Here is a 10,848-nt window from a genome sequence, read left to right as displayed (position 1 = left end):
CGAACTCGACATGGAAGGCCGCAAGGAGCGCGTGCTCCCGCGCGACTTCCAGCTCGACGTCGTCACCGACCGGCCCGTGCACGTCGACTTTTTGCGCCTCGCCGCGGGCGCGCGCGTGCGGATCGGCCTTCCGGTCCACGTCGAGAACCGCGACGCCTCGCCAGGTATCAAGAAGGGCGGCACGGTCAATATCGTGCTGCACTCGGTCGAGGTTCTGGCGCCGGCCGACAATATTCCCGAGGCGATCACGATCGACCTCACTGGCCTCGATTTCGCGGATTCCGTGCACGTCTCGACGCTCAAGTTGCCGGAAGGCTGCAAGCTTGTTCCTTCCAAGACGGACCTTACGGTCGTCACCATTGTGCCGCCGACGGTGATGCTCGAAGAAGGGCCGGCAGCCGCCGCGGCTCCCGCCGCTCCGGCCGCTTCCGCCGCCGCAGCACCGGCCAAGGCGGCCGCCCCCGCCGCCGCGGCCAAGCCCGCCGCCAAGAAGTAAGGCCGGGCGCCCTCTCCCCCCTTGCGGCGAGAGGGCGCTCCGCCGCGTGCGCGTCCGAACGGGAGCCCCATGCTCGTCATCGCGGGACTCGGCAATCCGGGCGCGCGTTACGCCCGCAATCGCCACAACATCGGCTTCATGGCGATCGACGCGATGGCTGCCGGGCATCGCTTCGGTCCGTTCCGGGCCCGCTTTTCCGGCCTCGTGTCGGAAGGGACGATCGGCGGCGAGCGGGTCCTGCTGCTTGCGCCGCAAACCTACATGAACGAGTCGGGCCGAAGCGTCGGCGAAACGCTGCGTTTTCACAAGCTCGACACGAGCGCCCTTACGGTCCTTCACGACGAGCTCGATCTTGCGCCCGCAAAGGTCCGGGTGAAGGTCGGCGGCGGCAACGCCGGACACAACGGTCTGCGCTCGATCAGCGCGCATGTCGGCAACGACTACCGGCGCGTGCGGCTCGGCATCGGCCATCCCGGAGACAAGGCGCTGGTTCATAATTTCGTGCTGAGCGACTTTGCGAAGGCGGAATTGGGCTGGGTGGACGCCCTCTGTCGCGCCGTGTCCGACGCTGCGCCGCTGCTGGTCGAGGATCAGGATGCGAGCTTCCAGAACAAGGTCCATTTGGCGCTCGAAGCTGCCGGCTTCGGCGAGAAAGGATCCGACTAACCCTCACGCGGCCTGGGCTGGGTCGCTTCGCTTGCGCCGCGCGCTGCGGGGGCTCGGTTCCGGCGAAGCAGGCGCTTCGGGATCGAGCGCAGGCAGCGCGTTCATGACCCGCTCGGGTGGAAAGATGACAACCACCTCCGTGCCCTGCCGAGCCTTCGACGTCAGGCGGAACTGGCCGCCGTGAAGCTCGACGAGGCCTTTGACGATCGGGAGCCCGAGTCCGGTCCCCTCCTCCGCATTCTTGTGCGCGAGCGAGCCGCGTCCGAACGACGACAGGACGACCGGGATCTCTTCCGGCGGAATGCCGGGGCCGGTGTCCTTGATCGAGACATATTGGCCGCCCGAGCCAGTCCAGCCGACCTTGATCGCGACCGAACCGCCCGGCGGCGTGAATTTGATGGCGTTCGTGAGCAGGTTTAGGGTGATCTGACGCACCGCGCGCTCGTCGGCCCAGATACGCGGTAGGTCCTTGTCCAGCGCGTCTGTGATCGTCAGATTGCGGCTCCTGGCGCGCATCGACAGCAGCCGGCAGCAGTCGTCAACAATTCCGGGCAGCGACAATGGCTCTTCTTTCAACTCGTACCGACCCGCTTCGACGCGCGACAGGTCGAGAATCTCGTTGATGAGCATCAGGAGGTGCTGGCCGCTGACGTGGATGTCGTTCGAATATTCCTTATAGGCGGGGACGCCGTGAGACCCAAAAAGTTCACCCTTCATCACCTCGGAGAAGCCGAGAATGGCGTTGAGCGGCGTTCGCAGTTCATGGCTCATGGTGGCGAGAAAGCGCGATTTGGCGAGGTTCGCGCTCTCCGCTCTCCGGCGCGCCTCATCGGAATTGAGTTTGGCCTGCTCGAGTTCGGCGATGAGTGAGTCCTTCTCCGCCTGGAGGGAGACGTTGCGCGCGGCGGCCGCGTGCAGCCGCCGGACGACCGCCAGGAAATAGCCGATGACCCCGATCGTCATCGCGGCGGCGGGCAGCGCGGCGCTCTGCAATCGCGAGGAATACGCAAGGACGACGCCGACAATGATCGGCAGCATGCCAGCGACGAAGGCTGCGGGGATCGTCGCGGCCAACAGCGACATGATCGTCGAAACCAACAGCGTGATGAGCATCGCGAAGGCCGGCCCGTCGGGCTCCGGGGAGCGCAGCAGCGCGACGATGAGATAGGCCCAGGCGGAGCCGCAGAAGGCCGTCGCCAGAACGAACTTCCGCCGCCATGCGGCCGCGCCTTTTTCGGTTTCGACATTGTCGAGAAACGCGACCGGAAGCGCGTAGACGAGGCCGACGGCGCAGCCGATGAACGCGGCCCAGGTCGCGACCAGTCCCGCGCCGATCAGGCTCAGCGCCAGGGCAGCCGTCCCGAGCGCGACGAGTCCCAGCATCGGCGCCGAATTGCGATTGATCTGGGCGAAGAGCCGCATCGGCGCCACAGAATGGGTTGGAGCCGTCTCGGGCCCGGTCAGGATTTGCCGCGCGCGCCTGAGTTCGAGGTTCATCCGGCGACGGCGCGCCCAGACGTCAGGGTCGGTCCGCCCGCCTGCCTCGCTCTGCGCATTCGACTCGTTCATGACATCCGGCACGCACCGCAACACGCCGGCCGACTATGCTGTCCAAGGGATTAACGAGCGACTGACGCTGGCGGCGCGGGGAAGGATTTTCGTCTCCCGCTCGATTCCGGCTCGGTTAAGATGGTTCCCAAACTTGGGCTGGGAGGGGCGAATGCGGCTTTACAAAGCCAACTACGCGCCGAACCCGCGCAGCGTGCGCGTCTTTCTCGCCGAAAAAGGAGTGTCTATCCGTCGGGTCGAAGTCGATCTCGCTAGGCTCGAGCACAAGACCCCCGAATATTCCGCCGTCAAACCGTTTCAGGTGATTCCGGCCCCAGATCTCGACGACGCAACGGTGATAGGCGAATCGATCGTCATCTGCCGCTACATTGAAGAGTTGCATCCCGACCCCAACCTGTTCGGCGCCATCGGATGGCATCATCCGCAAGGCCCGCGATACCAACCCCGTCCGCAGCCTTGGGCGATCAACGTCGCGCCTGACATGGTGTCGGAGAGGGACGGGAACGGCATCGCTTGCACGGAAACGGAGGCAAAACCGACCAGCGGCGCCACCGATGTAAGAACCATCCTTAGAATCAGTTCACCTTCGGGTCAGGCGGTCCGCGTCTAGTGGGACGAGCTTGAATGCACGCTGAACCCGTCGGCGGGGCTGCTTAGCCAGCGCCGCCCCGGCGCCGCGCCGGCCGCCGATTGGGCCAGCGGACGATGCGCTCCAGCCACAATTCCTGCGGCACGTCGTCCTCGGCGGCGTGGACCCGGCCCCGCACGGAAACGCCGGCCTCGTGAACACTTTCCGACGAACCGGAAACGAGCGGATGCCAATCCGGCAGATCCTTGCCTTCCGAGACCAGTCGATAGGCGCAGGTCACTGGCAGCCAGCTAAGGGAGCGGACGACCGCAGGTGTCAGCCTGACGCAGTCGGGAACCCGGCGGCTGCGACGCCGGTAGTCGCGACATCGGCATTCCTTGGCGTCCAGCAGCGTGCAGCCGATGTCGGTGAAATGGATCTCGCCGGTGTCCTCGTCCTCGAGCTTGACCAGGCAGCACCGGGCGCAACCGTCGCACAGGCTCTCCCATTCTTCGGCCGACATTTCCTCGAGCGTCTTCGCTTTCCAGAACGGCGCGGCTTTGGGGCGCTGGTTCGTCATCGGCGCGGGCTCAAACTCCGGGAGCGAAAGTTAATCCGCGGCGCTGTTCTGGCGCGCCGCCGCCTCCCTTTAGGCTGCAGCGGCCCCTATGTTAAGTGTCGGGATGCAATTCCGCCATCAGACCGCAATCGAGGGCTTTCGTGTCGAGGAGGCGAACAGAAAAAGCGATGACCTGGGCCTCGCGCGCCCTGCTCGCGCTCGACGCCTTCATCGATTCGACCATGTTCGCCGCCGGTCAAAGGACGCTCCGCATCCTGCAGGCGATCGACGACGCCTCCGATCGGATGCACCTTTCCGGCGTGGCCCGGGTCGCGGTCGAAGTCGCGTGTGAGGCTCTGACGCTTGGACTGGCCGGCCTTCTGGTCGCGCTGGCGCTGGCCCTCCCGGCCTTTCGCGAGACGGCCGACGACGACCGCCTGGCGCGCAGCGATCTCGCGGTGACGTTTCAGGATCGCTATGGCGTCGAAGTCGGCAAACGGGGCGTCAACCGCGACGAAGCCGTGCGGTTCGAGGAACTTCCGGACTATTTCATTAAAGCCGTGATCGCGACCGAGGACCGGCGTTTCTTCAGTCACTTCGGCATCGACGTGATCGGCACCTTTCGTGCGCTCACCGTCGACGCCAGGGCCGCCGGCGTCGTGCAGGGGGGGTCGTCGATCACGCAGCAACTGGCGAAGAACATCTTCCTCAGCAACGAGCGGTCGATCGAGCGCAAGATCAAGGAGGCCTATCTCGCGCTCTGGCTCGAGTTCCATTTGACCAAAAAAGAGATCCTTAAACTCTATCTGGACCGCGCATACATGGGCGCCGGCGCTTTCGGCGTGGAGGCGGCGGCGCAGACTTATTTCGGCAAGTCCGCCCGCGACATCGATCTCGCCGAAGCGGCGATGCTCGCCGGCCTCTTCAAGGCGCCCACCAAGTTTTCGCCCCTCGTCAATCTCGCAGCCGCGCGCGCCCGAGCCAACGACGTCCTGGACAATCTGGTCGACGCCGGTTTTATGACTGAGGGGCAGGTGTACGCCGCCCGCCGCAATCTCGCGACGCCGGTCGACCGGCCGCCTCACGACAGTCCGGATTGGTACCTCGACTTCGCCTATTCGGAGGTGAAAGCGCTAGCGGAGGCGGGTAAGCTGGGGAGCGACCGCACCCTGACCGTACGCACCGGCCTCGACAGCACGCTGCAGACCAAGGCCGAGTCGGCGATCGAAACCATGCTGCGCGACAAGGCGCCGGCCTACAGAGCCCATCAGGCGGCCGCCGTGATCGCAACGACCGACGGCCTCGTGCGGGCGATGGTCGGAGGACGCGACTACGGCGCCAGCCAGTTCAACCGGGCGACCGACGCCGCGCGCCAACCGGGTTCGTCATTCAAGATCTTCGTCTACATGACCGCGCTGTTGACGGGGAAATATCACGGCGACACGCCGATCGACGCCTCCAGCATCTGTATCGGCGACTACTGCGTCCACAATTACCACGGCGAAAGCGCCGGGATTCTGCCGCTCTACCGGGCGCTCGCGGAGTCGCTCAACACAGCGGCCATCCGCATGTCGGTCAAGATCGGCGAAGCCTACTGGCCGCCGAAGCAGAGTTATCACCTGGCCAAGATCGCTGCGCTCGGACGCTCCAAGATCGTGGAGACGGCCCGTCTGATGGGGCTCACGACGCCGCTCGTCGACACGGTGTCGCTGCCGGTGGGCGCCGACGAGGTCAAGATGATCGACATGCTCGCCGCCAACGCGACGCTGGCGAGCGGCGGCATCCGCGTGACGCCTTACGCGGCGTTGGAGGCGCGCAACGCGAGCGGCAAGCTTATCTACTCGCGCGCCGCCGACGGCGGGCCGCAAATCCGCGTCCTGCCGGCGGACAAGGTTGCGGAGATGAACGAGATCATGACCCACGTCGTGACCGAGGGCACGGGTCGCGCGGCCCAGATCCCCGGCCTCGTCATTTCCGGGAAGACCGGCACGACCAACAACTCGACCAACGCCTGGTTCAACGCCTTCACCGGCAACCTCGTCGGCAGCGTCTGGTTCGGCAACGACGACAATGCGCCGATGGAGAACCTGACCGGCGGCATATTGCCCGCAATGACGTGGCGGGAGATCATGGCGTTTGCGCACCAGGGCCTAGAGCCGAGGCCGCCGTTCGGCGTCGCCGCCCCTTCCCCGGCCCCCGCCGGGCCGGTCGCACAGGCGCCGGCCAAGGCGGCGACCGAAGACAGCGCTTCGCCTCCCGTCGTCGCACTGTCTCCACGGACGACGCGCGCCATTGAGGACATTGGCGAACTGGCGCGCGCGGCGTTGGCGCGCCTTCCTGTGTCGGTTGCGCCGGAAGCGGAGCCTCCTGGCGTCAGCCAAGAGCGCGGCGTCCCACGCACCGCCATCGGCTCGCCTTAAGCTCACAGCGACTTGACTCCGCGCGGCTCCTGCGCCCCTTGTCGGCCCAACATGGGGATTGTCGTCGCGTGGCGGATTTCGTCAGAATCGTCCTGGTCTGCGCCGTCGGCTGGGCTCTCGGTCTCATTGCGAGCGCGTTTGCGCTGTCGCATCTCAGTCCGTTCGACCGGGTGCGGCTCGGCGCATGGTCGATCGAAGCCCATGCCGGTTCGAATGAGGCTGATCCGTATACGCGCGCGCGCCTGGCGCGGACCGGCGAAATCCCGTTGGCGATCGGCGAGGGCCTGCGACTGACCGCCCGCGAGGACGACGAGGGGCGGCCGCTCGACGGGCGCTGCGTCTACCGAATCGGCCCACGCGCGCCGGCCGCGCGCTACTGGACGTTGAGCCTTGTGGATCCAATAGGCTTTCCCGTCGCCAATCCGGCAGGGCGCTACGGCTTCCGCTCGTCGGAGATTCTGCGCGCCGGCGACGGCGATTTCGTCATCACCGCGGCGGCGGACGTCCAACCCGGAAACTGGTTGCCGATCGGGGCGCCCGGCTCGTTCGCCCTCGTCCTGAGACTCTACGATTCTCCGCTCGGCGCCACGGCGGCTGCAATCGAGCCTTCCGCAGCCCCGCGAGTGACGAGGATCGGCTGCGCATGACGGCGCCCTCCGGCGCGAGAGGCCTCGTGCTCTTTATCGCCGCATCGGCGATCCTCGCGGCCATCGTGCACCTCGTCGTTGTCCTCGTCACGCCGGTCGTCGCCAGCGGGGACGCCTACGCTCGGCTCGCCCCGCTCGGGAAGCTCAACGAGACCGTGGCGCTGCCGCGCGCCGATCCCGGCGATCACATGCTGCCCGACGCCGACCCCGCGGTGGCGATGGCGTTCTGCCGGTACGATCTCGGCGCCGGTCCGATCCGGGTTCGCGCCCCGATTGGCCGCGCGTTCTCGTCAATCTCGTTTCATTCGCCCCGCGGTCCCGCGTTTTACGCCTTGACCGACCGGGCGGGGGCGCGCGGAGCGATCGAGGCGGTCTTGGGGACGCCGGACGACGTCCGCGCGCTCGCCGCCCACGACGACGAAGAAAGCCCTACCCGCGACTTGCGCATTGCGGCGCCCGAGCGCGAGGGTTATGTGATGATCCGCGTCTTTAGCGAGCTGCCGAGCCTCTATCCGGAGGCGGAGGCCGACGCCAAACGGCTGACCTGCGCGCCGGAACCTGCTCCGCGATGAGACGTTGGACGTGTGGACTTTCCCTGTTATCAGCGCGAGAGTGCGACAGGGCTAGGGAAACGCATCTCGCCAGGTAGGACGCCAGAGTGACCACACTGCTCATCAGCCATCCCGCGTGCCTGGCGCACGACATGGGCGAGGGCCATCCCGAGCGTCCCGACAGGATTCGCGCTGTCGACCGTGTGCTTGAAAACGAGGTCTTCCAGATGCTGGCGCGGGACGTCGCGCCGCGCGCGGAGATTGCTGCGATCTCACGAGTGCACCCGGTCGACTACATCGAAGCGATCCGCTCGGCGACGCCGGCCCAAGGTCATGTCGCGATCGACCAGGACACCTCGATGTGCCCCGGAACGTTCGAGGCGGCGCTTCGCTCGGCGGGCGGCGCCATCTTCGCCGTCGACGAGGTGATGACCCGCAAGGTCCGCAACGCTTTCGTCGCGACCCGCCCGCCCGGGCATCACGCGGAAATGGCCACGCCGATGGGCTTCTGCTTTTTCAACAATGCGGCGATCGCGGCGCGGCATGCGCGCGCGGTGTACGGGGCCGAACGCGTTGCGATCATGGATTTCGACGTCCATCACGGCAACGGCACCCAGCACATCTTCTGGAGCGACCCTAATGTGATGTACACATCGACCCATGAGATGCCGAACTATCCCGGCACCGGGTCGATCAGCGAGCGCGGCGAGCACGACCAGATCGTCAACGCCCCGCTCAGGGCCGGCGATGGCGGCGACGTTTTTCGCGAGGCGATGGAGGTGGCCATTTTGCCGCGGATCGACGATTTCGCGCCCGACCTCATCATCATCTCGGCCGGCTTCGACGCCCACCGCCGGGACCCGCTCGGCAACCTCAACCTGGTCGAGGCGGACTACGTCTGGGCCACGCGCAAGCTGATGGAAATCGGCCAGAAGCGGTGCGGGGGCCGCGTCGTTTCGGTTCTCGAAGGCGGGTACGACCTCGAGAGCCTCGCCCGCTCGGTCGCCGCCCACGTGACGACGCTGATGGAAGGATGAGGCGCTCGCCCTGCGGCGCGCCGAATCGCTCGTCCTTGCGCGAACAAGGCGTCAGGATTTTCCTTGCCTAGGGCCTGGAACGGGAGAACATTCGCCGGCGTCGGCTTCTGGAATCAGCCATGCGATACGGCGCCAGCACATTCATTTGGGCCTCGCCCTTCTCCAATCGAACACTGGATCTCTTCGACCGCGCCAAGGCGATCGGCTTCGACATTTTGGAAATCTGCGTCGAGGATCCCGAAACGATCGACGCGCCCGCCATTCGCGACCGGGCGGCGCGGACAGGCGTGTCCATCACGATCTGCGGCGCCTTCGGACCGAGCCGGGACCTGAGTTCCGAGGACGAGGCGATCCGGCAGGGGGGGCTCGCTTATCTCGAGCGCTGCATCGATTTTGCCGCTGACTTGGGAAGCCCGTTCGTCTCGGGGCCGATGTATGCCGCAGTCGGCAACACGCGGCTGCTCGACGAGAGCGCGCGCCGCGAGCAGTGGAAGCGCGCGGTCGCCAGCTTGAAGCGCGCCGCCGCCTTCGCCTCCGAGCGGGGCGTCAAGCTCGCGGTCGAGCCGCTGAACCGTTTCGAGACGGACCTCGTCAACACCATCGATCAGGGGCTCAGGCTCGTCAAAGACGTCGGCGCCGACAACATCGGGCTGCTGCTCGACACCTTCCATATGAATATTGAAGAGAAGGACATTCCCGCTGCGATCCGCCGCGCCAAGGGGCGCATCGTCGAGTTCCACGCCAGCTCGAACGACCGGGGCACGCCCGGCGACGACCACCTGCCCTGGCGCGCCATCGCGACGGCGCTCCGCGACGTCGGTTTTCAGGGCCCGGTCGTGATCGAGGCCTTCACCTCCGAGATCAAGGAGATCGCGAAGGCGGTCTCGATCTGGCGACCGCTCGCGGCGAGCCAGGACGCGCTCGCGGCGGACGGATTGCGGAACCTGCGGGCGACGTTTGCGGAGTAAGCTCGCCGTTCAGCGAAGCGGCCATCCCCGACGGTGCAGCCTTCGAAACGGCGCGATGAGGAACGAGAGGTCAGGGGTTCGGACTGCGTACCATAACGCGGCCCGGTCCTCCTCGGTTTCGGGACGTTCCCTCCTTGCTGCAGGCGCCATCCTTTGTGAGGAGGCCGCAAAAGCTCCGAATCTGGCGTTGGTCTGCGCCTGGAACGCTTCCCATTTCGACCAATCGCCGTTCGCCTTCAGGCGTGCTTTCTCCATCGCGATGTCGGCGCGAACCAATTCCCATTGTACCGGATCAAGTTCCTTGTCAGACATTGCCTGAGTCCTATTCCGGATAAATCCCTGGACGCCCGGCGAGGTTCCCATGTCGAGCGGCCTTTGTCACTGTCGGCGTGAGCGCAGAGCGCTGCAAGCAACGAGCGACAAATGTGCGACGGCAGCGCGAACACACCCTGTCCGTGGTCCAATCCTACCTTTCGCTGCCCGCTTATTCACCCGTGAATCGTGACCTTTCAACGCGTTACACTCGAGTTCGCGCAAATGGACTGGACCCCAAGAGTGAGACACGGATAAAAGGGTGACATGGCTTCCGAGCGAGGGAAGCATGTCGGACGCATCTCCCAGGGTCTTTTCCACCGAGTTCAAGGTCGATCTGGTCGCGCGGCTTGAACGGGGCGAGCCGGCGGCGAAGGTGGCGCGCGAGAGTGGGGTGGCGCGCAAGCTGCTTTACGATTGGCTCAAGGCCTATCGGACGCAGGGGGCCGCCGGGCTCAACCGGAAGCGCGGTCGCAAGGTCGGGTGGCGGCCGCCGCCTCCCGCGCTCCCTGCGTCGTCCGAGCCTGCGTCCGCGGACGCCGGCCCGTCCGCCGCGGGGGGCGCGGATGAACTGGCAAAGGCCATGGCGCGGATCGCCGAGCTCGAGCGGATCATCGGCCGCCAGCAGGCGGACTTGCATTTTTTTCGCGAAGCCTTGCGGCTTTGGGACGCGACGAGCCGAAGCGCCGGCGCGCCCATCTCTACGCGGTCATCCAGGAAATGACCGACGTCGAGCCGCAAGGCTTTTCCGAGCGAGGCTTTTCCGAGAAGGACGCCGACATTCAGCGTCTGTGCGCCTTGAGCGGCGTGTCGCGCGCCGGCTACTACCGCCATCTCGCGCCCAAGGCTTCGAAACGCGACGACGCCGACCTGCGCGACCTCATCCAGCGCATCGCGCTCGACAATCGCCATTACGGCTATCGCCGCATCGCCCATGAGCTCAGGCGTCAGGGCCTGATCGTCAACGCCAAGCGGGTGCTGCGCCTGACGCGCGAGGACAATTTGCTCGTCCTGCGCCGCCGCCCCTTCGTGCCGCAAACGACGATGAGCCGGCA

At 66.2% G+C, this 10,848-nt stretch carries 13 protein-coding genes; 10 read left to right on the top strand and 3 right to left on the bottom strand.

Annotated elements, in window-relative coordinates:
- Both ACLP25_RS00065 and pth read left to right on the top strand, forming a co-directional pair.
- Positions 1 to 496, top strand: a 496-nt coding sequence (locus tag ACLP25_RS00065) for a 50S ribosomal protein L25/general stress protein Ctc (protein WP_442467211.1), incomplete at its 5' end; no start/stop codon positions are given.
- Between the two features lie 69 nt (positions 497 to 565).
- Positions 566 to 1,162 carry an aminoacyl-tRNA hydrolase gene (gene pth / locus ACLP25_RS00060; RefSeq protein WP_442467210.1) on the top strand — a complete coding sequence of 199 codons (597 nt, stop codon included), beginning with the start codon at positions 566 to 568 and terminating at the stop codon, positions 1,160 to 1,162.
- A 3-nt stretch (positions 1,163 to 1,165) separates the two neighbouring features.
- Here the strand turns inward: pth and ACLP25_RS00055 are convergent, their stop codons facing one another.
- A complete protein-coding gene (locus ACLP25_RS00055) occupies positions 1,166 to 2,731 on the bottom strand; it encodes an ATP-binding protein (protein WP_442467209.1) in 1,566 nt (521 codons plus the stop codon).
- Here ACLP25_RS00055 and ACLP25_RS00050 point away from each other — a divergent pair.
- Positions 2,730 to 3,341, top strand: coding sequence for a glutathione S-transferase N-terminal domain-containing protein (locus tag ACLP25_RS00050; protein ID WP_442467208.1), 612 nt, complete (start codon positions 2,730 to 2,732; stop codon positions 3,339 to 3,341). The genes ACLP25_RS00055 and ACLP25_RS00050 overlap by 2 nt on opposite strands.
- 43 nt (positions 3,342 to 3,384) lie before the next feature.
- On the opposite strand, the gene ACLP25_RS00045 is transcribed toward ACLP25_RS00050, so the two are convergent.
- Positions 3,385 to 3,879, bottom strand: a complete 495-nt coding sequence (locus tag ACLP25_RS00045; protein WP_442467207.1) for a YcgN family cysteine cluster protein — start codon at positions 3,877 to 3,879, stop codon at positions 3,385 to 3,387.
- Between the two features lie 167 nt (positions 3,880 to 4,046).
- Here ACLP25_RS00045 and ACLP25_RS00040 point away from each other — a divergent pair, with 167 nt between their 5' ends.
- From ACLP25_RS00040 to ACLP25_RS00020, 5 genes are all read left to right on the top strand, one after another.
- Positions 4,047 to 6,278, top strand: a complete 2,232-nt coding sequence (locus ACLP25_RS00040; RefSeq protein ID WP_442467206.1) for a transglycosylase domain-containing protein — start codon at positions 4,047 to 4,049, stop codon at positions 6,276 to 6,278.
- Positions 6,279 to 6,346: 68 nt separating this feature from the next.
- Complete coding sequence (locus ACLP25_RS00035) at positions 6,347 to 6,925, top strand: DUF1214 domain-containing protein (protein WP_442467205.1); 579 nt, start codon at positions 6,347 to 6,349, stop codon at positions 6,923 to 6,925.
- Positions 6,922 to 7,497 (top strand): DUF1254 domain-containing protein, encoded by a 576-nt coding sequence (locus tag ACLP25_RS00030; protein ID WP_442467204.1) that lies wholly within the window; start codon positions 6,922 to 6,924, stop codon positions 7,495 to 7,497. Before ACLP25_RS00035 ends, ACLP25_RS00030 begins: the two co-directional genes overlap by 4 nt.
- An 86-nt stretch (positions 7,498 to 7,583) precedes the next feature.
- The gene (locus ACLP25_RS00025; RefSeq protein ID WP_442467203.1) at positions 7,584 to 8,513 is read left to right on the top strand and encodes a histone deacetylase family protein; all 930 of its coding nucleotides are present in this window, start codon (positions 7,584 to 7,586) and stop codon (positions 8,511 to 8,513) included.
- Positions 8,514 to 8,632: 119 nt separating this feature from the next.
- Positions 8,633 to 9,481 carry a sugar phosphate isomerase/epimerase family protein gene (locus ACLP25_RS00020; protein ID WP_442467202.1) on the top strand — a complete coding sequence of 283 codons (849 nt, stop codon included), beginning with the start codon at positions 8,633 to 8,635 and terminating at the stop codon, positions 9,479 to 9,481.
- Positions 9,482 to 9,490: 9 nt separating this feature from the next.
- Here ACLP25_RS00020 and ACLP25_RS00015 read toward each other — a convergent pair whose 3' ends face one another.
- The gene (locus ACLP25_RS00015; protein WP_442467201.1) at positions 9,491 to 9,793 is read right to left on the bottom strand and encodes a hypothetical protein; all 303 of its coding nucleotides are present in this window, start codon (positions 9,791 to 9,793) and stop codon (positions 9,491 to 9,493) included.
- 289 nt (positions 9,794 to 10,082) lie between these two features.
- On the opposite strand from ACLP25_RS00015, the gene ACLP25_RS00010 reads away from it, so the two are divergent.
- Both ACLP25_RS00010 and ACLP25_RS00005 read left to right on the top strand, forming a co-directional pair.
- A complete protein-coding gene (locus ACLP25_RS00010; RefSeq protein WP_442467200.1) occupies positions 10,083 to 10,517 on the top strand; it encodes a helix-turn-helix domain-containing protein in 435 nt (144 codons plus the stop codon).
- A partial coding sequence (locus tag ACLP25_RS00005) for an IS3 family transposase (RefSeq protein WP_442467199.1) occupies positions 10,514 to 10,848 on the top strand: 335 nt, incomplete at its 3' end. The genes ACLP25_RS00010 and ACLP25_RS00005, both read left to right, overlap by 4 nt.

Origin of the sequence: Roseiarcus sp., from assembly GCF_052145395.1 — a bacterium.
GTDB lineage: Bacteria > Pseudomonadota > Alphaproteobacteria > Rhizobiales > Beijerinckiaceae > Roseiarcus.
This window is presented reverse-complemented; position numbering and strand designations above follow the sequence as displayed.

Bases quoted from the DNA above. Each gene is read 5' to 3' on its own strand.
- pth (WP_442467210.1), top strand. From the start codon at position 566: ATGCTCGTCATCGCGGGACTCGGCAATCCGGGCGCGCGTTACGCCCGC.
- ACLP25_RS00050 (WP_442467208.1), top strand. From the start codon at position 2,730: ATGACATCCGGCACGCACCGCAACACGCCGGCCGACTATGCTGTCCAA.
- ACLP25_RS00055 (WP_442467209.1), bottom strand. From the start codon at position 2,731: ATGAACGAGTCGAATGCGCAGAGCGAGGCAGGCGGGCGGACCGACCCT.
- ACLP25_RS00045 (WP_442467207.1), bottom strand. From the start codon at position 3,879: ATGACGAACCAGCGCCCCAAAGCCGCGCCGTTCTGGAAAGCGAAGACG.
- ACLP25_RS00040 (WP_442467206.1), top strand. From the start codon at position 4,047: ATGACCTGGGCCTCGCGCGCCCTGCTCGCGCTCGACGCCTTCATCGAT.
- ACLP25_RS00030 (WP_442467204.1), top strand. From the start codon at position 6,922: ATGACGGCGCCCTCCGGCGCGAGAGGCCTCGTGCTCTTTATCGCCGCA.
- ACLP25_RS00020 (WP_442467202.1), top strand. From the start codon at position 8,633: ATGCGATACGGCGCCAGCACATTCATTTGGGCCTCGCCCTTCTCCAAT.
- ACLP25_RS00015 (WP_442467201.1), bottom strand. From the start codon at position 9,793: ATGTCTGACAAGGAACTTGATCCGGTACAATGGGAATTGGTTCGCGCC.
- ACLP25_RS00010 (WP_442467200.1), top strand. From the start codon at position 10,083: ATGTCGGACGCATCTCCCAGGGTCTTTTCCACCGAGTTCAAGGTCGAT.